Origin of the sequence: Cobetia sp. LC6 (assembly GCF_030264805.1) — a bacterium.
GTDB lineage: Bacteria > Pseudomonadota > Gammaproteobacteria > Pseudomonadales > Halomonadaceae > Cobetia.
Window position 1 is genome coordinate 130,196 of sequence record NZ_JASSPL010000004.1, and the last position, 25,385, is coordinate 155,580.

16 protein-coding genes are annotated in these 25,385 nt (G+C 58.1%); 9 read left to right on the forward strand and 7 right to left on the reverse strand.

Annotated elements, in window-relative coordinates; genetic code table 11:
* Positions 1 to 118: 118 nt before the first annotated feature.
* The 5 genes from QQF40_RS07030 to metH all read right to left on the reverse strand — a co-directional run bounded on the left by QQF40_RS07030 (position 119) and on the right by metH (position 10,772).
* Positions 119 to 2,560: a putative bifunctional diguanylate cyclase/phosphodiesterase gene (locus tag QQF40_RS07030; protein ID WP_285460820.1), complete on the reverse strand. Its 2,442-nt coding sequence runs from the start codon at positions 2,558 to 2,560 to the stop codon at positions 119 to 121.
* Between the two features lie 4 nt (positions 2,561 to 2,564).
* A complete protein-coding gene (locus QQF40_RS07035; protein ID WP_285460821.1) occupies positions 2,565 to 3,785 on the reverse strand; it encodes an ABC transporter substrate-binding protein in 1,221 nt (406 codons plus the stop codon).
* Between the two features lie 76 nt (positions 3,786 to 3,861).
* Positions 3,862 to 5,157: an ABC transporter substrate-binding protein gene (locus QQF40_RS07040; RefSeq protein ID WP_285460822.1), complete on the reverse strand. Its 1,296-nt coding sequence runs from the start codon at positions 5,155 to 5,157 to the stop codon at positions 3,862 to 3,864.
* A 242-nt stretch (positions 5,158 to 5,399) separates the two neighbouring features.
* Entirely contained in the window at positions 5,400 to 6,728 is a 1,329-nt protein-coding gene (locus QQF40_RS07045) for an MATE family efflux transporter (RefSeq protein ID WP_285460823.1), read from the reverse strand.
* Positions 6,729 to 7,046: 318 nt separating this feature from the next.
* On the reverse strand, positions 7,047 to 10,772 hold the full coding sequence (metH, locus tag QQF40_RS07050) for a methionine synthase (RefSeq protein ID WP_285460824.1): 3,726 nt from the start codon (positions 10,770 to 10,772) through the stop codon (positions 7,047 to 7,049).
* A 392-nt stretch (positions 10,773 to 11,164) separates the two neighbouring features.
* Here metH and nfuA point away from each other — a divergent pair, with 392 nt between their 5' ends.
* The 6 genes from nfuA (at position 11,165) to QQF40_RS07080 (ending at position 19,009) form a co-directional block, all read left to right on the forward strand.
* Positions 11,165 to 11,755, forward strand: a complete 591-nt coding sequence (gene nfuA, locus QQF40_RS07055) for a Fe-S biogenesis protein NfuA (RefSeq protein WP_175088784.1) — start codon at positions 11,165 to 11,167, stop codon at positions 11,753 to 11,755.
* Positions 11,756 to 12,085: 330 nt separating this feature from the next.
* Positions 12,086 to 13,885 (forward strand): sensor domain-containing diguanylate cyclase, encoded by a 1,800-nt coding sequence (locus QQF40_RS07060; protein ID WP_285460825.1) that lies wholly within the window; start codon positions 12,086 to 12,088, stop codon positions 13,883 to 13,885.
* A 295-nt stretch (positions 13,886 to 14,180) separates the two neighbouring features.
* Positions 14,181 to 14,738, forward strand: a complete 558-nt coding sequence (gene ectA, locus QQF40_RS07065; RefSeq protein WP_285460826.1) for a diaminobutyrate acetyltransferase — start codon at positions 14,181 to 14,183, stop codon at positions 14,736 to 14,738.
* 282 nt (positions 14,739 to 15,020) lie between these two features.
* Positions 15,021 to 16,286 (forward strand): diaminobutyrate--2-oxoglutarate transaminase, encoded by a 1,266-nt coding sequence (gene ectB / locus QQF40_RS07070; RefSeq protein WP_285460827.1) that lies wholly within the window; start codon positions 15,021 to 15,023, stop codon positions 16,284 to 16,286.
* Between the two features lie 158 nt (positions 16,287 to 16,444).
* The gene (locus QQF40_RS07075; protein ID WP_285460828.1) at positions 16,445 to 16,837 is read left to right on the forward strand and encodes an ectoine synthase; all 393 of its coding nucleotides are present in this window, start codon (positions 16,445 to 16,447) and stop codon (positions 16,835 to 16,837) included.
* A 276-nt stretch (positions 16,838 to 17,113) separates the two neighbouring features.
* Entirely contained in the window at positions 17,114 to 19,009 is a 1,896-nt protein-coding gene (locus tag QQF40_RS07080; RefSeq protein ID WP_285460829.1) for an EAL domain-containing protein, read from the forward strand.
* 77 nt (positions 19,010 to 19,086) lie between these two features.
* Here QQF40_RS07080 and QQF40_RS07085 read toward each other — a convergent pair whose 3' ends face one another.
* Entirely contained in the window at positions 19,087 to 19,671 is a 585-nt protein-coding gene (locus QQF40_RS07085) for a DUF3833 domain-containing protein (RefSeq protein WP_285460830.1), read from the reverse strand.
* A 1,219-nt stretch (positions 19,672 to 20,890) separates the two neighbouring features.
* Here QQF40_RS07085 and QQF40_RS07090 point away from each other — a divergent pair.
* From QQF40_RS07090 to QQF40_RS07100, 3 genes are all read left to right on the forward strand, one after another.
* Positions 20,891 to 21,721, forward strand: coding sequence for an ATP-dependent zinc protease family protein (locus tag QQF40_RS07090; protein WP_285460831.1), 831 nt, complete (start codon positions 20,891 to 20,893; stop codon positions 21,719 to 21,721).
* A gap of 102 nt (positions 21,722 to 21,823) precedes the next feature.
* Positions 21,824 to 23,386: an inactive transglutaminase family protein gene (locus tag QQF40_RS07095; RefSeq protein WP_285460832.1), complete on the forward strand. Its 1,563-nt coding sequence runs from the start codon at positions 21,824 to 21,826 to the stop codon at positions 23,384 to 23,386.
* Position 23,387: 1 nt separating this feature from the next.
* Complete coding sequence (locus tag QQF40_RS07100; protein ID WP_043334235.1) at positions 23,388 to 24,404, forward strand: alpha-L-glutamate ligase-like protein; 1,017 nt, start codon at positions 23,388 to 23,390, stop codon at positions 24,402 to 24,404.
* A gap of 136 nt (positions 24,405 to 24,540) precedes the next feature.
* Here QQF40_RS07100 and QQF40_RS07105 read toward each other — a convergent pair whose 3' ends face one another.
* Entirely contained in the window at positions 24,541 to 25,254 is a 714-nt protein-coding gene (locus QQF40_RS07105) for a DUF1826 domain-containing protein (RefSeq protein ID WP_285460833.1), read from the reverse strand.
* Positions 25,255 to 25,385: the final 131 nt, after the last annotated feature.

Below are 25,385 nucleotides of genomic sequence, written 5' to 3' on the forward strand. Positions count from 1 at the left end.
ACCAGCAGCGAAAAAGAAAATACCAGCCGCAGGAGGGTAAGGCGTCTGGCCATGTTGCCCGGGGTCTCACGACAGGTACGGGCCTGCCGCAGACCAAGCTTGCGCAGAATAGTTGACATCAGCCCAGGTCATTGCCTGTACCTGGTGCGCTTCTGACAGGTTTCAGCAGGCTGACGCGTGCATCCGCATTGGCATGAAAGCGCGTCTCGAAGGCCTGCTGCGGCATCGGGCGACCGAAGAGGTAGCCCTGGAAGGCGTGGACGCCCATATCCCTGAAGATTTCGGCTTGCCCCCGCTTCTCGACCCCTTCGACGACGACTTGCATGCCGAATGATCGTGCCATTGCGACGATGATCTGTGCCAGCTCCCTGTCCCGATGACTGGTCTCGACATTCATGACGAAGGAACGATCGACCTTCAAAATGCCAAAAGGAAGATCATGCAGATAGGAGAGGCATGAGAATCCTGTCCCGAAATCATCCAGCGAGAGGTTGACACCCAATTTGCGTATGGCATGCAATTGACAGAGTAGGCTGTCTTTACTGTCGAGCATCAGGTTCTCGGTGACTTCGATCACCAGCTGCGAGGGGCGAATCGGATAGCGTTCGAGGAGTGATTCGAGCTGGTGCAGCATGCATTGATCCCTGAACTGCATGACGGAAGCATTGACAGACAGGTAGCGCTCCTCGATCCCGATCCTGCGCCATTCACTTAAAATGACGGCCGCTTCCTCTAATACCCAGTTACCGATATCGATGATTTGGCCGGTCTTTTCTGCCGCCGGGATGAACTCATTGGGTGGCACTAGGCCGAGTTCTGGGTGCTCAAGGCGGATCAATGCTTCCGCGCCTAGCAGCTCAGGAGCTTCGAGGTCCGGGCTGGCTGCCCGGAAAATGGGTTGTAGATAAAGACGGAACCATCCCATGGCCAAGGCTTCGCGAATCATGCGCTCCTTCAAGAACAACGGTTCACCGTCTTCCAGCACGCTATCACGGACGCAGGTGCGGTATTGATTGCCCCCTTCATGTTTGATATCGACCACGGTAAGTTCCAGCAGGCGCATCAAACGGCTGGGGCTCTCATCATTTGCTTGGGCCTCCAGGCCCGCCATGCTCAGACTGAGATTGATGGATTCGCCAGACTTGAGTAGCGGATGAGAGAAGGCGGTTTGAATCCGGCGTACCAGTGGGCGTAAGTCCTTGACATCACAGGTCATGACAAATTCATCACCGCCTGTTCGTCCGATCCAGGCAGGGTTACATTCTTTTAGTCTTTCACCAGTCTCTTTCAACAGCAGGTCACCGTCCATCGGTCCCAGGTGATGATTGATGCTATGGAATCGATCGATATTGACCAGCAAGAGGCCGAAAACATCGTCGCTTGCGATTAACTGCTTCAAGTGGTGATTGAGCGACAGCCGGTTGGGTAACTGCGTCAAGGGATCAATCAGCTCATGTTCCATCAGTCGTTGTTGGGTCCGTGTCAGTTCGGTGATGTCCGTCAAAAGCATCATCGTACCTCGGGTTTGTGTACCTTTGGCTGCTGGTATGACCACTTGAACCTGACGGTCGTCTTGATGCTGACATCTCAAAGTCATCACTTGATCATCGCAGGCACTGCCCAACTGCAGGGCTGTGCTAAGGCGATGGATCTGATTACCATTCTGACTATTGATGATTGAATGGAAGGGCACGCCAATAAGTTGCTCACGTGAGCTGCCAATCGTCTCCAGCATTAGCTGACTAGCATCTTGAACATTGCCCTTATTATCAATCACTAGCAGTAATGCCGGAGTGTCACGATAGAAGTGCTGATAGCGCTCTTCATTTTGACGTAGAGCTTCCATCATGTTGAAAAGACGCTCCCCAAGCTTGTTCAGCTGCACGATCACCTTATTAATCTCGCGTGATTGGGCGAAGGGAACTCGATGGAATATGGCATGCTGGTCCTCCAGCTGGCGCATGTGATCTATCGCCGTGCTTAAAGGGGTCGCCACATAACGCTTGAGTTGCCAAGACAGCAGCAGCAGAATCAACAGAATAATGGTAAGGGCAATCACGAACAGAACTGCTCCGCCTTGATAGCGTGCAGTAAGTATGGGGGCATTGGTGCTTTCCAACTCGAGCCTGCCAACGCTTTGCTTGACCAGCGAGTTCTGATAGACAAGATTCTGCGAATGAGTGAGGGGTTCGAAAGCCGTTCCCCTTTTAGTAATCTCTTCGACAAGTTTGCCTTCATGATTAAAGTAGCGCACGGCATGGACGCTATCATGATGGCTGAGAGTCTCGAGGTAAGCATGGACTCTCTCATCGTCAAAGTTCCAAATGGCGTCGGGCATCGACAGAGCCACAATGTTCATCATCTCACGATGATCATCGTGCATGTGCTCGACGGCTGTACTGGCATACAGATGGTAGCTCACGATTCCACTGATGGCACAGATGGCGAACACCAGCGGGGCAAGTATCCGTAGTATTCGCCACATGAGTGGTGGCGAATACTCGATATCATTATCGGACGCCGCACAGGGAGTCTTTGCGAGCTTCGGGGCATCATTCATCGCGTTATTCTTCCTCGGTGGCAGAGGCCAGAGACTCATGTTCCAGCGTACCGGCAGGGGAGGCTTGGCGTGGCGGTGGCGGCAGGAACGGCGCGGCATTGTTGGGCAAGGTCGCCACTATCTCTACCAACCGCCCCATCGGCTTGAGAGACAGTACTTCCATCGGGATCTCGTCGAGATAAGAATCTGGGGCTGCACTCGTGGCGAGGCCCATGCTGTAGTAGCGAGTGCCAAGCGCTTCTGGCGTGATCACCTCTTGCTGGACAGCTGCCAGCAACACCAGTGCCCAGGCAGTCGCCAAGGCATCACCTCCCGCACTGGCCTCCATTTCACCGGTTCGTAGATGATCAGTCCCTTCGCGAGTCCAGCCCATGCCAGCGACTATTACATCCTCACCAGGGCGCAAGCCATTGAGCTTCAGTGCGTCTATCGCTGCAATCGCCATCAGGTCACTGGCAGCCCAGATACTCCGCAGTGGCAGGCTACTGTCCTGACGCTTTACATAGCGGTCCACTGCCTTGAATGCATCCTCATAATTCCAATTGGCTTGAAATGTTCTATCTACGGATAGATAGGGGGCTTTACGCAGAGCATCCTGCACCCCGCGTAGTCTCAGGCGAGATGCTTCGTCGTGTAGCCCGCCCACAAGGGCAATAACAGCGCCTTCAGATTTGCCATACACTTTGTGGTGTCGTTCTATAAGTGCCTGCATGGTGTCATGGCCACCTTGCTGATGATCAGGCGAGACACTTCCCAACCAATAGGTATGGCGGCCAAGGGGTTTGCCCTCGATCTTGTGTTGCTCAGGTGACAGGCTATTAAGCACAATCATGACCGGTACTCCAGTGGCGTCACTGGTGGCCAGTATTGGAATGGCAAGGCCGTGATTATTGGTGATGATCAGCAGGTCAGGGGGATCCTGGCGCATCATTACCTGTTTGCCCAAACGAATAAATTCGTCGGTATTGCGCTTGGCATTGACAATTTCCAATGTAATTCCCAACGAGGAAGCTGTGGTAGAAGCCGCCTTGATCATCTGTGCCCAAAAAGTTTCTGTAGCATGACCTGGGTTCAGGAACACCACATGTTTGATGGGCTTGAAAGGAATGGTGCTCTCCGCCTCTGCCTGATGAGCTAGCAAAGTGGGACATATCAATGTGGTTACGATGCCTACCCTAGCCATTTTGAGGAAGCGTTGCGGGTAGAGTAGGTGCGTTAGTCTCATTATGGCCCCATGATTTCGTCATCGTAGCGAAGACCAATAGCAATAAAATTGCCATGTGACCTCTCAGTGATTATCCTCACTGAGAGGCGCCCATTGATTCACTGGAACGTGAAACCTTCTTCTGGGTGGAAGGGGCACGTAGATTCAATTTGGAGGCTTCTTCCTGCTGTCCAGCCATCTGTATCAGTACCGCCATCGGATCGAAGTCATAGATGCCCCGAGACTCTTGTAATCCAAAGGCTTTGAAATTTGCAGTTCTCCAGTCGGGGACTTCCAGAAGAGGGCCGTAAAGCTCTACATTGTCATGGGTGATGGCGCTCATCGGGAAGTTGACATTCCTGGGAGCCCATCCCTCGATATCGGCATGATCCCTCACCAACACCATTGCCCATGCACCAGCCATAAAATGCCCACCGTCCGTTAACAGCATGCGTCGGTCTGACACCATGCTGATGCCCTCCGGCGACCAGTTGAGTCCAGCCACAAATACGTCCTCACCCGGCGTTAGCCCAGCAGCTTCGATCGCAAGGATTGCCCCCTGGGCCATGGCATCGTTCGCTGCCCATATCAGATCATTATGACCGCTAGAGCCGTTGATCCACTCGAGATATTCCCCAGTAAGGTGTTGAGCATCCTGAGCATTCCAGCGCGCTTCGAGGATGCGGTCTATCTGAACGGTCTCGTCTTGTGCAAATCCGGCCACCATACCGTTGTTTCGTGCGATCGAGGCCGGGGTCAGTGTATCGCCGATCAGGGCGAGTCCACGCAGCGGCCTCGTGGGGTCTATCTTTCGAGCTTCTTTGATCAGCTGGGTAGCCATGCGCTTGCCAGCAGTATAGTTATCAGGGATGACACTGCCGATCCACGCAGGATGGATAGTTCCAGGCGTTCCATGTACCAGTTCCTGCTCACGTGTTAGGCCATTCAACAGCATTATAACATGCGTGTGATTGCTATCCGCTGTCGTCAACAGCTCAGTCGCAGCCTGCTCTTCATTGACCAGTATCAGATAATCAGGGGGATTTGGGCCCTCTAAAGCTTCAAGAGCAAGCTTCTTGAGAAGAAATGGGTTGCGCTGTGCATAGACGACTTCCAGGGTGATATTTAGATCGTTGGCAGCTGCCTGCATGGTGTCGGTCACCATATCCCAGAAACGTTCTCCCTGAAGTCCGGGATTGACGAAGGTGACTGCAAGTGAGTCTTGAGGCTTCGTAGCCTTGCCAACTAGGTTAAGTGTGTTGTCTTTGAGAGCAAGCGGGTTGTTTATAGGATAGGCATTGACCATTCCGCTTATGGCCAAGCAGCAAAATAGGGTTAAAAGTCGTCGCGAACCTTGCTGCAGCCATCTGGTGCTGTTGGTTAAAGTGGTCATATCCCCCCCCCCCTCTCTTTTTGTTACACTTCCTTACATTTCAGTCATGATACGATAACCTGATACTAATTTCTGCCCATATTGAAGCCTGTCATCTACCAGTCTTCAACGATTAAGAAACGAATATCACTGTATTAGAAATTTCCGTTATGATGCAAAAAAAGAGAGTTAATCACGGACATTGTGGAGACACATAGACGGTTGAAGCGTTAGTCAAGATCTGAAGTGGCTCTTGTAAGACCTCAAATGCGCAGTGTCTGCCACGACCTACGCTGCCAGATAAGCCCGAAGACGAGCGAGTTGAGCAGGCGATAGGCGAGCTGTATCGCCCAGATGGCGACGAGGCCACCTTCCTGATGGACGCCCCACCACCAGGCCGTGGGCAGAAAGATCAGCCACTGCAGGCTCAAGGTGGCAAGCATCACTGTGCGATGGGCGCCGGCGCCCAGCAGTGCCTGGGCCAGCACGATGGCGGTGCAGTCGAGCACGATCATGGCGGCCGTCATCTGCAGCGGCAGCAGGCCCAGCTCGATCAATTGCGGGCGATGCAGGAACAGCCCGAGCACGCTTTCCGGCGCGACCCACAGCGGCAAACCCAGCAACAGCAGACACGGCAGTGCCACGCGCACGGTGTCCCACCCCCAGCGATGGGCCTCTTCATGCTCGCCGCTGCCCAGTGCCTGGCCCACCAGACTCATGGCGGCCAGTCCAAGCCCGACCCCGGGCAAAATCAGCAGCAGGGAGAGATTCACCAGCACATGGCCGACCGCGACACTTGCCGCATCGATCTGACCGAGTATCCAGAACAGCATCGCGTAGCCCGCCGCGAACCATAGCTGCTGAAAGGAGTGGGGCACCGCCAGCTTGAGCAGCGTCAGGTAATGCGTCATCGGCGGCCAGGCATGCAGGACACCGTGCAGACTGCGCTCGCTCAGCGTCGCTTTGATCCACAGTGCCAATGCGACCAGCAGGGACAGCGTCGTTCCGGCCCCGGCGCCATCCGCGCCCATCTGCGGGGCGCCGAACAGACCGTGGATCAGGATGATGCTGAGCACGACATTGACCGTCTGGGTGATTAACATGATGCGCAGATAGATGCCGGTGCGCTGCAGACCATTCCAGAAGCCTCGGAAGCAGAACGCCATGGCGACCGGTATCAGCCCCAGCACGCGCCATTGGAAATACGAGGCGGCGGTTTCATGCACGCCGGGCTGGTCATTGATCAGCGACAGCAGCGGCTCAGCCCAGTGATGGCAGGCGAGGGTGACGGGGATGCCGATCGACAATGCCAGCACCAGACCGGCATTCAGGCCTTCGCCACAACGCTCAGGCGCTTCCTCGCCCAAGCGTCGCGAGGTCTGGGCCTGGACGGCGGAGGACAGCCCGAAGATCAGCGCCGTGACCATGAACATGGCATAGCCACCGATCCCCACACCCGCCAGCGCCGTCTCGCCCAGACTACCGACCAGTGCCGCGTCGATCAGGTTGAGCAGACTCTGCGACAGCATCGCCCCGATGATCGGCAGCGCCAGCTTCAGAATTCGTGTGTTGCGCGCAAGATCCCCCAGCATCAGACGCTCCCACGTGGGGAGTCGGAAAGGTGAGAAGAGCCGGAAGAGTCAAGAGCCTCGTAGGCGGCTGACAAGCGGGAAACCCGGGAACTGGGCTGCGATGAACAGAACAGCGACAAACAGAGCAGTGATAAACAAAGCAGTGACAACGGCAGCACGGGCGACTCACGACAGCAGACAAGGAAGAGCGCCATGATAGCGCGCTCGGCAAACTGAAGACATCGCCCCTCAGACGACAGCGCGCCCCATCTCCTGAGAGGTGAGGCGCGTAAAGCTGACATTGGCTGCATCAACCGGCGGGGCGGGTGATGGAGGGGATCAATCGGCGTCGGGATCGTAGCTCAGCACCGGCGACAGCCAGCGTTCCATTTCGGAAAGCTCCATTGCCTTGCGGCTCGCCAGGGACTGCACCTGATCGCGGGTAATCTTGCCGGTGGAGAAGTATTTCGACTCCGGGTGCGCGAAGTACCAGCCAGAGACGGCGGCCGCCGGCCACATGGCAAAGCTCTCGGTCAACACCATGCCGGCATGCGTCTCCGGTTCGAGCATGCGGAACAGCGTGGCCTTCTCGGTGTGATCCGGACAGGCCGGATAGCCGGGGGCCGGACGAATGCCGCGATACTTCTCGGCGATCAACGCCTCGTTGTCGAGTACTTCTTCGCTGTCGTAGCCCCAGAACTCCTTGCGTACGCGTTCGTGCAGGCGCTCGGCAAAGGCTTCGGCGAGACGGTCCGCCAGCGCCTTGACCATGATGGCGTTGTAATCATCGCCAGCCGCCTCGTACTCCCTGGCCAGTTCATCCGCGCCATGCCCGGTGGTCACGGCGAAGCCACCGATCCAGTCTGGCTTGCCGCTATCACGCGGGGCGATGAAATCGGCAAGACTGTGACAGACGCCATCACGATTCTTGGTCATCTGTTGACGGATATGATGCAGGCGCTCGACCACCTGGGTGCGTGATTCATCGGCGTAGACTTCCAGGGTGTCGTCGTCGACACAGTTGGCCGGCCAGAAGCCGATCACACCACGCGCCAACAGCACCTTGTCATCGATCAGCTTGCGCAGCATCACCCTGGCATCGGCAAACAACGAACGCGCCGCTTCCCCGACCGTTTCATCTTGCAGGATCTTCGGGTACTTGCCCGCCAGCTGCCAGCTCATGAAGAAGGGCGTCCAGTCGATGCGCTCGACCAGTTCATTCAAATCGTAGTCATCGAAGACCTTGAGGCCGGTAAAGCTCGGGGCCGGCGGGGTGTAATGCTCCCAATCCGTCTGGAAGCGACGCTTGCGCGCCTCGCGGTAGTCGAGATCCGCGGCCTTGGGGCGGCGCTTGGCATTGCGCTCGCGCACCACGGCGTACTCGGTGCGAATCTGATCGACATAGGCTGCCTTGAGTTCCGGCGACAGCAGGCGCGAGGCCACGCCCACCGCGCGTGAGGCATCGGTGACATAGATGACCGGCTGATCGTACTGCGGTTCGATCTTGACTGCGGTGTGGGCCTTGGACGTGGTGGCGCCACCGATCAGCAGCGGCAACTCGAAGCCACGGCGCTGCATCTCCCTCGCGACACTGACCATCTCGTCCAGCGACGGCGTAATCAGCCCCGAGAGCCCGATGATGTCGGCCTTCTCGTCGATGGCGGTCTGCAGGATCTTCTCCGCCGGCACCATCACGCCCAGGTCGATCACCTCATAGTTGTTGCACTGAAGCACCACACCGACGATGTTCTTGCCGATGTCGTGTACATCGCCCTTGACCGTCGCCATGACGATCTTGCCCTTGGCCTGGGTCTCACCGCTCTTCTCGGCCTCGATGAAGGGGATCAGGTGGGCGACCGCCTGCTTCATGACACGCGCCGACTTCACCACCTGGGGCAGGAACATCTTGCCGGCGCCGAACAGGTCACCGACCACATTCATGCCGTCCATCAACGGCCCTTCGATGACCTCGATGGGACGGGCAGCCTGCAGGCGCGCCTCTTCGGTATCCTCCTCGATATACACGGTGATGCCCTTGACCAGCGCGTGCTCGATGCGCTGGTTGACCGACCAGCTGCGCCATTCGAGGTCTTCCTTCTTCTCGCCGCTGCTGCCATCGCCCTTGTACTTGTCGGCGATGTCGAGCAGGCGCTCGGTGCTGTCTTCGCGGCGGTTGAGCACCACATCCTCGACGGCGTCACGTAGCTCCCGGGGCAGGTCGTCATAGAGCGCCAGCTGGCCGGCGTTGACGATGCCCATGCTCAGGCCCGCCTGGATGGCGTGATAGAGGAACACCGAGTGAATCGCTTCGCGAACCGGGTTGTTGCCACGGAACGAGAAGGACACGTTGGAGACGCCGCCCGAAATCATCGCGTGGGGCAGGTTGGCATGAATCCAGCGCGTGGCCTCGATGAAATCGACACCGTAGTTGTCGTGCTCCTCGATGCCGGTGGCGATGGCGAAGATATTGGGGTCGAAGATGATGTCCTCGGCCGGGAAGCCGATTTCATCGACCAGCATCCGATAGGCGCGCTCGCAGATCTCGATCTTGCGCTGATAGGTATCGGCCTGGCCGACATCATCGAAGGCCATGACTACCACGGCGGCGCCATGACGGCGACAGATCTGCGCCTGCTGTCGGAAGCTTTCCTCGCCTTCCTTGAGCGAGATGGAATTGACCACCGCCTTGCCCTGGATGCACTTGAGCCCCGCCTCGATGATGTCCCACTTCGAGGAGTCGACCATGATCGGTACGCGCGAGATGTCCGGCTCCGAGGCAATCAGGTTCAGGAAGCGCACCATGGCCTCCTGTGACGCCAGCATGCCCTCATCCATGTTGACGTCGATGACCTGGGCGCCGTTCTCGACCTGCTCGAGGGCGACTTCCAGCGCGGCATTGTAATCCTCTTCCTTTATCAGGCGACGAAAGCGCGCGGAGCCGGTGACATTGGTGCGCTCACCGACATTGACGAACAGCGAGTCCGGATGGATGTTGAAGGGCTCAAGTCCCGACAGGCGGCAAGCCGGCGCGATGACCGGCACCTTGCGCGGCGGGTGCTGGTCCACCACGCGCTTGACCGCCTGGATGTGCTGCGGGGTGGAGCCACAGCAACCACCGATGATGTTGAGCAGACCATCAGCGGCGAAGGTGCCGATGATCTCGGCCATTTCGTCCGGTGTCTGATCATACTCACCGAATTCGTTGGGCAGGCCGGCGTTGGGGTGCGCGGAGACGAACGTATCGGCCTTCTCGGACAGCTCACGCAGATAGGGGCGTAGCTCCTCGGCGCCCAACGCGCAGTTGAGGCCGATACTCAGCGGGCGCGCGTGACGCACAGAGTTCCAGAAGGCTTCGGTGGTCTGGCCGGACAGCGTACGCCCCGAGGCATCGGTGATGGTGCCGGAGATCATCACCGGCAGGCGCGGATGACCTTCGTCGAACAGCTCCTCGAGGGCGTAGATCGCCGCCTTGGCATTCAAGGTGTCGAAGATGGTCTCGATCAGGATCAGGTCCGCGCCGCCCTCGAAGAGCGCCAATGCGGCTTCGCGGTAGTTGTCACGCAGGATATCGAAGGTGACGTTGCGCTTGGCGGGGTCATTCACGTCCGGCGAAATGGAGCAGGTGCGGCTGGTCGGGCCGAGCACCCCGGCGACGAAACGCGGGATCCCGGTCTCGGCGGCCACGGCGTCCGCCGTCTTGCGCGCCAGGCGTGCCGATTCAAGATTGATCTCGTGAACCAGCGCCTGCATGCCGTAATCGGACTGCGACAGCTGAGTGGCATTAAAGGTGTTGGTCTCGACGATATCGGCGCCGGCCTCGAAGTAGGCGCGGTGGATCGCCTCGACGATGTCCGGTCGGGTCAGCGCCAGCAGGTCGTTGTTGCCCTTGATGTCGCTGGGCCAGTCTGCGAAGCGCTCACCTCGGAAGTCTTCCTCCTCCAGCCCGTAGCTCTGCAACATGGTGCCCATGCCGCCATCGAGGATCAGGATGCGTTCCTGCAGCGCCTGGCTCAGCGCGTCGGGCAAGGACAGAGAATAAGGAACAGGGGATTGGGCTTGCGCCATGACGGACTCCAGCGTACGTGACCTGTCGCGTTGTTTCCCGGGCGGGCAACTTTCTCTACCAGGCCAGTAACTTGCCAAGCCAGTGCTTTGCCAAGCCAGCATCTTGCCGAGAAAGTCACGCGCCACAGGCGCGAACTCATTGCTATTGAGAGGCGCCGGCGAGGGATTCGCTCAGAACCCCCCGTCTTGGCCAGTTGGAGCTATCGTATCAGACTACAGAAGCGTCACGATGAGCATGATTCATGCGCAACATGAGTCAGTCAGGAGAGCCCAAAAGGGAGTGGTCGCGCGCAGGGCACCAAACCCGAGTGATTTGCTCAGGATTGCGAGTGCAGCAGGTTTTCCTTAACATGGAGCCATTAGTCACCTGACATCAAGAGAGTCTCTGCGCCATGAGTGAGAGCATCCAGATTACCGATAGCGCCCAGGAGTATCTTGCCGAGCTGCTCGAGAAGCAGAACGTCGAAGGTATCGGCGTGCGCATCTTCATCACCCAGCCGGGCACTCCATACGCCGAGACCTGTCTCGCCTATTGCCGTCCGGGCGAGGAAGAGCCGACGGATGAGATCCTGGATCTGCCGAAGCTGAAGGTCTATCTCGACACGCACAGCGTGCCTTTCCTGGAAGAAGCGACCGTCGACTTCAATGCCGATCGCATGGGCGGCCAGCTGACCATCAAGGCACCGAACGCCAAGATGCCCAAGGTCAACGCGGATAGCCCGCTGGAAGATCGCATCAACTATATCCTCTACAGCGAGATCAATCCGGGGCTTGCGGCTCATGGTGGCGAGATCAAGCTGGTGCAGCTGACCGAAGAGCAGGTCGCCGTACTGCAGTTCGGCGGCGGTTGCCAAGGCTGCTCCGCCGTCGATCTGACCCTGAAGGATGGTGTCGAGAAGACGCTGATGGAGCGTATCCCGGAATTGACCGGTGTCCGTGACGTCACCGATCATACCGACACGACCAACGCCTACTACAGCTGAGGCCGGATCTGGCTTCAGGCATGTGACCAGGCCAATGCCAGGGTCGATCCAGGCACAGGCCAGAAACGCAATCTCCCATCGAATTTCGGTGGGAGATTTTTTTATGCGTGCGACATCGCCTCTCAGGGTCTGAGGTGATCTGGTGCGAGCCTGGGACATCTAGGCCAGGGCGCGCGGCGTATGAAGGGAGGCTCAGTGAAGTTGCTGAGTGAAGTATTAGAGTTATCTGGTATCGTGGCAGTATCTTTTTCATGCTGGCATCAGCCCACGGCCGTCCGGCGTGACGTGTGTTCGTCCAACCTTTCCTTCCATCGTCAAGAGATAGCCTTCATGAGTCTGGCCAACCTGCGTTTTCGCACCATCAACATCATCATCTGTGTGCTTTCTGCCTTGGCGGGTCTGGTGTTGCTGATCGTGTTGGCATTCATTACCCGTAATGTGTCCGACCTGCAGCGTGACTGGCAGGAATATCAGCAGGCGCGTTCTGACAAGTCGCGCCTGGAGGGCCAGCTGACCAAGGCTCTGGGTTATGGCGGCATGGTGCATGATTTCAAGAATCTCGTGCTGCGTCAGGATCTTGATTTGATCGGCGAGGTGCAGAACGAGATCGGTGCCGCTCGCAGTGCCTTGAACCGTTATCAGAATCTCGGGTTGTCCCAGCAGGAAGAACAGGCGGTGGCAGGCCTGCGCGCCACCATCAGTCGCTATGAGATGATGGTTCCCAGGATACGCGTGATGATCGAGCAGGGGCGTTCAAGTGCCGATATCGACAAGGTGGTACAGATCGACGATTTCCAGGCCGTCTCGGGGCTGGATACCCTGCGTCGTATCTCCATCGCGGAGCTGCGTAATAACGACAATCCGCTCGAGAACGGCAAGGGCAAGGCTCGCCTGGTGGCCAATCTGCGCCGTGACCTCGGCTATGGCGAGATGATCCATCACTTCAAGAATTATGTGCTGCGCAGTGACGCCATCTATGGTCAGCAGGCGGCGCAGGATATCGAATCGCTGCGCGCGACCCTGGCGGCGTATCGTGCGCTGGGCATGAATACCGCCGAGCAACGTGCCATCCGCAATATTGCCGATGTCATCCAGTCCTACAGTGACCGCTTGAACAAGGTCAACCAGCTACATGACGAGCAGGCAGGCCTTTCACCGCGTGAGATCGATCAACAGGTCAAGGTCAATGATGCACCAGCGCTTGATGCACTGGCGGTGCTGGATCACGAAAGCCGCATGCGGATCGCGGCCACCTCTTCTGCGGTCGGCAAGACGCTCAAGCTGCTGGCCACGGTAGCCCCGGTGGTCAATGGCCTGGCGTTGGCGATGATCGTGGTGCTGATCGGTATCTCGATGTGGCTGTTCGGGCGTTACGTGCTGGTGCCGATACGTCGACTGACCCAGACCATGAATACCTTGGCCAATGACGATGTCAGCGTGGTGATCGACAGTACCCAGCACACCAATGAAGTGGGTCAGATGGCGCGGGCGCTGCAGAAGTTCAAGTACAACATCATCGAGAGCAACAACTACAAGAAGCGCATTACGCAGCTGGCGCTGCATGATTCTTTGACGGGGCTGCCCAACCGACAGCATTTCTATGAGCGGATCGAGCATTGGCTGGAAAGCGTCAATGAGGAAGGCGGGCAGCTGGCTTGTCTGATGCTGGATATCGACAAGTTCAAGCCCATCAACGACACCCATGGACACGCCGCCGGGGACGTGGCCCTCAAGGTGATCGCTGAGCGGCTCAATCAGGTGGTGCGCAAGGGCGATTTCGTCGCGCGTCTGGGAGGCGATGAGTTCGTGGTGCTGGTCCATAACGCCGACATACAGGCGAATCTGGGACGCCATGGGGAGCTGGCCCAGCTGGCCCAGCGCATCATCGACAGTCTGGGCAAGCCCTTCCTGTATGAAGAGCACAAGCTGGAAGTGGGCTGCAGCATCGGGATTGCCATCGCCCCACAGCATGGTAGTGATCGTGAGCAGCTATCGCACAATGCAGACATGGCACTGTATGCCGCCAAGAACGAGGGGCGCAATTGCGCGGTGCAGTTCAGCCGACATGATGAACTTGGCCAGATTGTCGCCATCGCAAGCAAGAAGCGGGAGGGGCAGAAGCAGCGATGACCTAGGCATTGAGAGAAAAGCTTCTGCCACACAACATCACGGCCGGATGCTACATCCCAGTCAACAAGATGGCGCCCCTCGGGGCGCCATCTTGCGTCATGAGGGGACAAACCTTCAGCGGGAGCAAGGCCCGGTACTGGCCCCGATATGCAGGTTCATCGACATGAGGGGTGGAATAACCATGCGTTATCCATACGCTTCGCGAGAATAATTTATGGTTTGCGCAACCCATAACGGTTTGTTATGGTTTATAGCGAATTCGCCAACTGCGAAATATTTTATGAAAACCATGACAATGAATTCCACGATTCAGGGCTTGGCCCACCACACCCACGATGCCGTGATCAACCGTGCCAGCGCGCCGTTGTTCATTCGTCAGCCGACTACCGATGACGGTTGGGGCATCTACGAGCTGGTCAAGGCCTGCCCGCCTCTGGATCTCAATTCAGGGTATTCGTACGTCTTGCTGGCCACTCAGTTCCGTGACAGCTGCGCCATCGCGACAGATGAGGAAGGTGAGGTCGTCGGCTTCGTTTCCGGTTACACCCGCAACGACGCCCCGCAGACCTTCTTTCTGTGGCAGATCGCCGTCGGAGAGAAGGCGCGAGGGACTGGCCTGGCACGTCGCTTGATCGAAGCCGTGATGAAGCGTCCCGAAATGGCGCACGTGCGTCATCTCGAGACCACCATCACGCCGGACAACGAGGCGTCCTGGGCACTGTTCACTCGCCTTGCCGAACGCTGGCAGGTGCCGCTGCACTCGCGTGAATACTTCTCTTCAGACCAGCTGGGTGGCGAGCACCTTGCCGAAAACCTGGTGCGCATCGGCCCGTTCCTGCCGAGCGACATCTGAGTGCTCGACGCGCTCAAGGGTTTTGTGCAGCCAGAGCCCATGTGCAGCACGGGCGAATAGCAAGTCGCCAGAAGTTCCGGACGGGATGCCGTCATGATTCTTGTGTCGGTCGTTGAGAAGAATCACGTCCCGTCCGGCAGATGTTCACGACAGGAAGGTTGTGGCATCTCCTGCTGACCCCATGTGTGAGTGAGTCGGGGTCAGTGTCATTCGTTGGATCGTCTTTACATTCTGGTATGGCCATTTCAGTACGCGGCCATCCATCACCAGGGAGGTGACAGCATGAATACGCAGATTCTCGAACAGATGGAATCCGAGGTACGCACTTATTCGCGTTCTTTCCCGACCGTTTTCACCAAGGCGCAGAATGCCCACCTGTTCACCGAGGACGGCAAGCGCTACATCGATTTCCTCGCCGGTGCCGGTGTGCTCAACTACGGGCATAACCATCCGGTACTCAAGAAGGCGCTGGTCGATCACATCAGCAATGATGGCATCATCCATGGCCTGGACATGTGGACTTCCGCCAAGCGCGATTTCCTCGAAGCGCTGGAGGAAGTGATCCTCAAGCCGCGTGGCCTGGACTACAAGGTCCACTTCCCGGGGCCGACCGGCACCAACGCGGTCGAAGCTGCCATTCGTCTGGCACGCAAGGTCTCCGGCCGCCACAACATCGTGTCGTTCACCAACGGCTTCCATGGTGTGACCATGGGGGCGCTGGCTACCACCGGTAACGCCAAGTTCCGTGATGCGGCCGGTCTGCCGGCACAGGGTGCGCAATTCGTGCCCTACGATGGCTACATGGGTGAGGGCATCGATACCGTTGCCTATCTCGACAAGCTGCTCAAGGATTCCTCCAGCGGCCTGGATCGCCCGGCAGCAGTACTGGTCGAGACCGTGCAGGGTGAGGGGGGTATCAACCCGGCTTCCATCGAATGGCTCCAGCGTCTGGATGCATTGTGCAAGGAGCACAAGATCCTGCTGATCGTCGATGATATCCAGGCGGGTTGTGGTCGTACCGGCAAGTTCTTCAGCTTCGAGCACGCCAACATCGTGCCGGACATCGTCTGCAACTCGAAATCGCTGTCTGCCTCAGGTGTGCCGTTCGCGATGGTGATGATGCGTCCCGAGTTGGACCAGTGGAAGCCGAGCCAGTACAACGGCACCTTCCGTGGCCACGCACTGGCCTTCGTGACCGGCGCCGCCGCGCTGCGTCACTTCTGGAGTGATGACAAGTTCGAGCGCGATATCCAGCGCAAGGGCCGTATCGTCGAAGACCGCTTCCAGAAGATTGCCGCCAAGGCCCGCGAGAACGGCTTTGAAGCCCACGAGAAGGGCCGTGGCCTGATGCGTGGTATCGATGTCCGTGACGGTGAACTGGCCGATGCCATCACCTCACGCTGCTTCGAGCAGGGCTTGATCATCGAGACCAGTGGTCACTCCGGTCAGGTCGTCAAGTGCCTGTGCCCGCTCACCATCCGTGACGAAGACCTGCTGGAAGCCCTCGATATCATCGAGGAAAGCGCTGCCGCAGTGCTGACCAAGTAACACTGTCTTCCCCGCGGACGCCCGGTCATCGGCGGCCCGCGGGTCGTTGGCGAGCCTCGGCTTGCCATCCCCACCGATTGCCCATTCAGGTCACCCCTTCGTTACGGTAATCGCCATCTGTCAGCTGTCGATATCAGGCAGCCTAGTGAGGAAAACACATGATCGTTCGTAATCTTGAAGAAGCCCGTGGCACCGATCGTCTGGTCAAGGCCGAGAATGGTAACTGGGATAGCACGCGCCTGCTGCTCGATGAAGATGGTGGCAAGTGTTCGTTCCACATCACTCGCATCTTTGAAGGCACCGAGACCCACATCCATTACAAGCATCACTATGAAGTGGTGTATTGCATGGAAGGTGAGGGTGAGGTCGAAACCCTGGCCGATGGCAAGATCTGGCCGATCAAGCCGGGCGACATCTATATCCTCAACGAGCATGACGATCACCTGCTGCGTGCCACCAAGACCATGCACCTGGCCTGTGTGTTCACCCCGGGCCTGACCGGCAAGGAAGTCCATCGTGAAGATGGCTCCTATGCACCTGCCGAAGCCTGAGACCCTGTCTCGTCGTGAGTGAGGCGCGAAGTGTCTGAGCTCAAAAGGACAAGCGTCATCCAGAAAGCCCCGTAGCCTTGCTACGGGGCTTTCTGTGTCGTGATGGCGAGAAATCGCTGCGATATTGCCACACAGCAATGCATTCAGTGATTTACACGCTCAATTATCGTTTGTGAGTCGCCAGTTGCCGATTCTGCCAGTCAACAGTGGAGGCGGGTATGCTCAAGTACGAACATGCGGTTATATCTCATAGAAGCACCAACGAGGCAGTATGCCATGGCAGATTCCGCTGCAAAGACGACCCTCGCGCCGGGTGGCCGGCCCGGCTTCAGGCCGGCGGCACCTCATCCGCGTGAAGAAGAGCGCCTCAATAGCCTGCATTCGCTGCATGTATTGGATAGTGACCATGAAAAACGCTATGACGATCTGACGCGACTGGTCGCCGATATCTTTGATGTGCCCATCTGCCTTGTGTCATTGGTGGACGAAGACCGCCAGTGGTTCAAGGCCCATTGTGGGCTGGATGCACGGCAGACGGACAGGGATCTCGCTTTCTGTGCCCACGCGCTGCATGAAGAGCACTTTCTGATCGTCAATGATGCGCGTCAGGATGAGCGCTTCTTTGATAACGCCCTGGTGACAGGGCCACCGCATGTCTGCTTCTATGCGGGTGCCGTGCTGCGTGATAGCAGCGGCCTGCCGCTGGGGACACTGTGTCTGATCGATCATGAGCCCCGTGAACTGGATACGGCCCAGCTGAAGCGGCTGGAGCGTTGTGCACTGTTGGTCGAGAATGAGCTAATCCAGCGTGATGCGCTGCTGGCAGAACGCGCACGCGCCACCCTGCAAGCCAATATCGATCCCATTACCGGCTACAGCCTGCGTAGGCGCTTTCTTCACAAAATGGCTGCTTGGCTAGAAGAATATGCAAGCCAAGGGCCGATACAAGTCATTCTGATTAAGTTGCAAAATGCTGAAAGACTGCGCAGGCAGCAGGGTGTCGATTTTTACGAAGGCGTATTGCAATCATTGCCCCACCAGCTCAATGAAAACTTCGATGATGAGAGCCTACTCAAGGGGCGCATCAGCGAAGATACCCTGATGATTTTGTTACCTCGTGACCAGGCCTTACATGGCATGCGCTGGCATCGTTTCGTGGAACAACCTTGGCTATTGCATCTCTCCGCCAACACCCGACCTGATTTACTGATCGGAGCAGGCACCTTCATCAGCGATGATATGTCAGGGGCGGAACTGGTCGACGTGGTGGAAGAGGAGCTTGATTGTGCTAGTGAGTGGGCGCCGAAAGATAAGAGCGTTCAGTTCGCAGATCTTACTGACAATCTCAATCTGCGCTTGGAGATGAACAACCGCTTTGCCCAGGCGCTGCGCGACAATGAGCTTTGCATCCACCTGCAGCCCATCGTTACTGCTGGCCGTCAAAGCCTCAGTGGTCAGGAAGTGCTACTGCGCTGGCAGGACAAGGATCGCTGGATCACACCCCATCAGATGCTGCGCATCGCCAAACACGCGGGGCTAGATGAGGAGCTTGATATCTGGGTCTTGCGCAGAAGTTGCGCTTTGCTGAGCCATTGGGTTTCGACTAGGGAGGAGGGTGCTACCGTGTTGCCGCTGTCGTTGAACGTAACGGCGTCGCGTCTCGTTGAAGCCGAGTATATGGATGTTCTGCGGCGCGTTCTTCGCCTCTACAGACTCAAGGGAGATTGCCTTCGCCTTGATATCAGCGGTGTCGAGAGTTTTGTCGCGACGCCTGAGCCTTTGGTCTCGGCGATGAAATCCCTGGCCAATGACGGCATCAGCTTCTGTGTCGATCGTTTCGGCCCTGAGCATGACAGCCTGCGTCTGTTAAGCATGCTGCCCATTGCTAGCGTGAAACTGCATCCTCGCTGGATCAGTCTGTTGCAGACCGATACGCGTCAGGGGCGTCTATTGAAAGCCTGGACGGCGGCATTGCATGCCCTGGATATATCCGCGATCGCAGTTGGCATCGAACACTCACGCCAGCGCCAGGCAATGGTTGATCTGGGCTTTGATCAATTGCAGGGATACGCTTTCGGAGAGCCGATGGCGCCAGATGAAGATTACGGTAAATGGAAGGCTAGGGTGGAAAGCTCTCTTGAGCCGCAAGCTGACAAATCCTCCGACACATGATGGCTAGGCTTTCAGATGCTGGCGCTTATCAAGGACTGGAGCCATTAAGGGCTCCAGTTATTGCCGCGCAAGAGCTGTCATTTCGGCTCAGATGCTGGTGAGTCACAGGGACAACGCTGAAATGCCAGGGTGATATTAGCGGCTTCGAGACCCAGTTTGCGCATCGAAGTCCGGTTCAGGATGCGGCCGTCCGGTTGCAGATACATCCAGTCATCCATGCTGAACTCCCAAGTACTGTCGTCGATCGGTACTTGAAGCACGTAGTTCATGCGCAAGGCATTACCGCGGGTCGTCGCTGTCGCTTCGCCCGTAACATCCGCCGCTCGACCGATCCATTGGCGATCACCCGCAGGGGTAAAGGTCCAGCGGCGGTGTTGTGACTCGCCATCGGCATAGACGAAGTCTTCCTCAAGAATCAGCTGGTTGCCTTGCATGCTGCCGATGACATCGACCACGAACCGCCGCGTTACCTCACCACGGTAATCCTGTACCATGCCCCAGCCACGCGTGTGGCCTAGGAAGTAGTCATCGATGCGAAGTTCAGGGCTGCTGCCCGCGTAATCCTCTATCTGAGGCCCGCTACAGGCTGACAATCCCGCTGCCATGATCAACACTGCTGCGCGGCCGCTGATGCGCCGAAGGTGTCGAATGCCGTTGTGCATGAATCCAGCGCTAGCTGACAGACAGGACGGGAAGGAGGGCATCGCTGACTCCGATTCGCGCCGACGCGTGAGTCATCACGGCGCGCGGCAAGGTTGAGTGACTAGATGAGCGGTGTGGGTCACATGTGACCCGGATTATTCTACAACACTTGTGCGTTAATTCTATCAAGGATAAGTTTTTTCGCGCTCTTGGGCTATCGGGCTGTTTACACACGGACTCTGTCAAAATGGCTCGGAGTGCCTGGTGCGAGCTCAAGTGGATCGTGATCCTTGCCGTCGCTGATGCAAGCGATAGGTTCAACTCGCTGGACTTGGCCCGACGACTCGACCTGATAGACCTGACCTGATGGACCAAAGCAACTGACCATACGGGCGCCCAGGATTACTCATGAATCCGCACATCTTGTAGTTCGTATAATATATATTATGTTAAATGCGATGTTTCGTGAGCGTGCTCAAGCTGTGTACGTCGGTGCCTTGTTCATCCGGGCTGTGTAAGTCAATGCTTGAGCGTCGATCTTCAGGCACCTGACCTCTTCCGCGTGCATGACAGTTTCTGCATAGCTGCTTGTGAATCTCAGGTTCTGCTTGCGATTAAAGTCAGTCGATGGAGTCAGTCGACGTTCCCGCCTATCTTTTCGCCTATCTTTTGCTGAGTGGCTTCCATTAGATCAGTTTGGCGACAGTCTGGCTCGCTATGTCGGCGTGTTCTCATCCCAGAGCGTGTCGTTGCAATGCGGTGATTCCGTGCTGACGCTACGGTGACACCCTGAACAATGCGCAAACAGTGAGGTCTGGCTGTGCAACTTGCCGCGAAGGCTGCTCCTGTCTGGAGGGTGGATTCCATCAAGGTTTTCGTCACCTGAAGGCGACGCAAGCCAAGCTGGCGTTATATCTCCTGCCGGCTGACAGCGGCTCTGACCCACGACTGGTGGGACCTTGTGTGGTCTGTCCTCGACTGGCGACAGAAAGTGATCGCTACGTTGGTGAATCGCAGGAAATGGCTCGGCGTCAGGTGCTGAAACATGGACAGTCACCATTCGGGCTACGTATGATCGCCCCCAGTAACGCTTCGGTGCTAGAACGCCCAAGCTATACAAGGGAATACCCAGGCATCGTCGAGTCAGTGTGCTAACTGACTGACGATGGACAAGAATTATGTCTGCCGTTCACACAGGTTGTAGAGCGGCAGCAAGGCTGAACAGGAACCTTCTCCCCTATGCTGATCCGCAAGCTGCTATTGCCTGTTACCTTGACCAGTGTCGTCGTCATGGCCGGCTGCGTCCCGGCACAACCGCAACCGCAGAAACCGGTATTGACGCCAGATGCCTTTTCACAGCGCATCGATGCCCTGCAGGAACAGCTGGCAGGACAATGCAATGTCCAACAGCAGCAACTTGCCGACCAGCAGGCACTGAGCCGCTCTCTGCGTCGTGACGTGCGAGAGGTCGGCAGTCAGCTGCGTCAGATCCATGCCGAGATGGAACAGCCCCCACAGCCGCAGGCCGTGGAAGCCTGCAAGGCCGTGACCGACAACCCCATCCTCGACAAGACCTTGCTTGGGCGTGTCGAGTGGGTCGGCTTCCCCACCATCAATAGCTATTTCAAGGCACGTATCGACACCGGGGCCAACACCTCGTCGCTGTCGGCACGTGATATCACCGAATTCGAGCGCGACGGCGCCAAATGGGTCAAGTTCAAGCTCGCACTGCGGGATGACGGCAAGTATTTCGTGTCAGGTGATCGGGACAAGTGGGTCGAGGCCCAGGTCAGCCGCACGGTGACCATCATCCAGGCCTCCGGTCGCGAAGAGCGTCCTGTCGTCAGCCTGCTGATGACACTGGGTGACATCAAGCAGAAGGTCGAGTTCACCCTCAATGATCGTCGTGATCTCACCTATCCGGTATTGCTGGGCCGTCGCTTCATGATGGACATCGCTGCGGTGGACGTCAGCCGTACCTTCATCAATGCACGCCCGGAATACCCGGGCAGTGCACCCAGTAACGAAGCGGCCAAGGACGAGGACCCGAACGAAGGCAATCGCGACTGAGTGGCAAGCGCCCTCCTGTCTCCTCTGCCCGGCTTCGCTGCCTGACATGGCTCGGTGCGCCACCGAGCCATCATGACTGCTCAAGACATTTCAAGGACTCCCATGTCGCGTTTTGCTTTCTATCTTCTGGTCGGCCTGTTGATGCTGATCGGTGTAGGCCTGACCGCCTATCGCCATATTTCGTTCGATGTGCCCTGGGTGCCCGGTGCACAGCAGAAAGTGTGGGATATCGAAGCCCAGGTGGCCTTCACGGCCACTGGCGGCCCGGTCAAGGCGTCGCTGGCGCTGCCGGAAAACCAGAAAGGCTACAGCGTTCTGACCGAGAACACGGCGTCCTCGGGCTTCGGGCTATCCTATCTGGATGACCTGCCGGGCCGTCGTGCCGAATGGTCGATCCGTGAAGCGGCAGGCTCGCAGCTGCTGTATTACACCGTGACCATGCTGGAGTCCGACAATGCGACGCCTGCGGCCATCAAGCGTCTGCCGGCCCCTCAGGAAGTCTCCTGGGAGCGTCCCTATGATACCGCCGCAGCCCAGGTCATCGATCAGGCCCGTGAGCGCAGTGCCGATTCCTTCACCTTCGCCCGCGAGTTGATCAAGCAGTTCGACAATCAGCGTCAGGGCGAGAATGCGCGCCTGCTGCTGACCCAGTTCGAGCGTCCCGAGCTCATGCTGCGCCTGCTCAATGAGGCCGGTGTCAGTGCGCGTCTGGTCAGCGGCCTGAGCCTGGAAGACGGTCGTCGTCGCCAGACGGTCTCGTCCTGGCTGCAGGTCTTCGCCGAAACGCCGCAAGGCAACGAGGCGATGGAGGTCGATGCCGCCGCTGCTGAAGACATCAACACCGACTGGGTGCTGATCAACCCGGAAACCGGAAAGCAAGGTGAGCCGGACAATCTGCTGCTGTGGGAAGGTCGTGGCGCGCCGATGCTGGAAGTCGAAGGTGGCGTGAATTCCCGTGTCAGCTTCTCGATGATCCGTCACAACGAGCCGGCGGCCGTCGCGGTGCGCAATAAGCTGGCCAATGACGAGCTGCTCAACTTCTCGATCCACTCCTTGCCACTGGAAGAACAGGCGCTGTTCAAGACCATCCTGCTGATCCCGATCGGCGCGCTGGTCGTGGTGCTGCTGCGTGTGCTGGTCGGCCTCAAGACCTCCGGTACCTTCATGCCGGTATTGATCGCCCTCGCCTTCATCCAGACAAGCCTGGTGACCGGCTTGATCGGTTTCCTGCTGATCGTCGCGACGGGCCTGGTGATCCGCAGCTACCTGTCGCGGCTCAATCTGCTGCTGGTGGCGAGGGTCTCGGTGGTGATCATCACGGTAATCGCGATCATCTCCATCTTCTCGGTGCTCGCCTATCGCTTCGGCCTGAACGCCGGCCTGACCATCACCTTCTTCCCGATGATCATCCTGTCGTGGACCGTCGAGCGCATGTCGATCCTGTGGGAAGAGGAAGGCCCCAAGGAAGTGCTCAAGCAAGGTGGTGGCAGCCTTCTGACCGCCGTACTGGCCTATCTGGCGATGAACAATCCGTGGGTGCGTCACCTGACCTTCAACTTCCTCGGTCTGCAACTGGTGCTGATGGCCTTCATCCTGCTGCTCGGCAACTACACCGGCTATCGCCTGCTGGAATTGCGCCGTTTCAAGCCGCTGACGGAGGATTGAGATGCTCTCGTCATGGCTGAATCGCTGGTCGCGCAACTGGACCACGCCGGGCGCCTTGCGCGCCCGGGGGGTTGTCGGCATGAATCGCCGCAACATCGGGTATATCTCGAAATACAACGACCGCCGCCTCTATCCGCTGGTCGATGACAAGCTGCAGACCAAGTTGCTGTGTCAGAAGTATGGCCTGGCCTCGCCGGAGATGATCGGCAAGGTCGCCAGCCAGTTCGAGGTCGAGCGCGTCGTCGACATGGTGCGCGATCACGCAGGTTTCGTGATCAAGCCGGCCAAGGGCTCAGGCGGCAAGGGGATCCTCGTCATCGAGCACCATGATGGCGAAGAGTATGTGAAGCCCAGCGGCGCGCGCATCACGCGTGCCGACATGGAGCGCCACGTCTCCAATATCCTGTCAGGGCTCTATTCGCTGGGTGGCTCACCGGATGTGGCACTGGTCGAAGGCTTGATTTCCTTTGATCAGGCCTTCGCCGAGTTCACCTATGAGGGTGTGCCGGACATTCGTGTCATCGTCTTCAAGGGCTATCCTGTGATGGCGATGATGCGCCTGTCGACGGCGGCCTCGGATGGCAAGGCCAATCTTCACCAAGGCGCGGTCGGTGTCGGGCTGGATATCGGCAGTGGCTGGGCGGTACGCGGTGTGCAGTACGATCGCCCGCAGTTCGCGCACCCCGATACCGGGCACGATATCTTCTCGCTTAAGGTACCGCAGTGGGACACCCTGCTCGAGCTGGCTGCCGGCTGTTACGAGATGACGGGGCTTGGGTATCTGGGCACCGACATGGTGCTGGATCGTCGCCATGGCCCGATGCTTCTGGAGCTCAACGCCCGTCCGGGGCTGGCCATCCAGATGGCCAATGGCGAGGGCCTGCGCAAGCGGCTCGAGCTGATCGAGCGTCAGCCCGACGGTGTGCCGGTCGCCGAGCGTGTCGCCTTTGCGCGCAAGCATTTCTCGCGAAGCAAGGAAGACGTCGCCAATGTCGGCATGGCGCCCATCGCCGATTGATCCCGGTTCCACCAGGTTGCCGATCGACTCGCCTGCTGGCCGATGGTTTGATTGATCGAGCGTTCCAGCGTCTGGAAAGACAGAAACACCCCGCCAAGGCGGGGTGTTTCTGTTTGCTGTCTCACCGAGCCTCAGCTTAGCCGGGGTCCATGCTTAACATCAGGCGGCTACCATTGGGCACCACAGGCGAGCGATGGATCAGCCCTCGCCCTTCGTTGCCCGGCCAGCACTCTCCCTTGAGCAACGCCAGGCTGCCCGGGCGCAGCTCATGTATCTCGCCGGGGGCCAGGCAGATGTCCTGATGTCCTGGTTGGCCATGGCCCAGTGCCATTCTGTCGGCGGCATGTTCCGGCAGCCACTGGGTGCCCGGGCCATCGTAGGTAGTCACCAATCTAACGGGGATGCGGTCGACATGAAAGCGCGGGCACATGGCGCTCTGGGTCATCTCCAGTCGCATGCCGATATCCTTGACCTGGAAGAGCTCGCCCATGGCCTCACCCAGCACACGGATATCCTCTATCAGTGTAGCCCCGGCATCCGGTGCGGGAAGGTAGCGCTCCAGCGCCTCACGCAGGTCACTGATAGGGCCGCGCCAGCGCATGCGCAGCGGGTAGGCACCCGAGGACTGGGCCTTCACCGCCATTTTCAATGCCGCATCGATGCGGCGCTGCATCACGGCCAGACTGATATGGGGTTCGAAGATCGCCCCCAGGTCACGTGCCTCGTGCCCGATATGCCAATGAGCCACAGGCCTTGGCGCCGACGCGAGGGTCGAAGGTGACGAACTGGCTGTCAGGCGTGGCTCGGGCCGTGTGTGAAGGGGTGGGTGCAGCGCCTCGAACTGGGCCATGAATTCCTCCTGTCAGGGATGGTCGTGGGTCTATCACCGCGACCAGAAAGCGATAATTGTTATGTTATATCATAATGATCGCTTGTCCACGCTTTCATGTCGGCTCCGCGCCGTGCGTTGCCTTTGTGTGA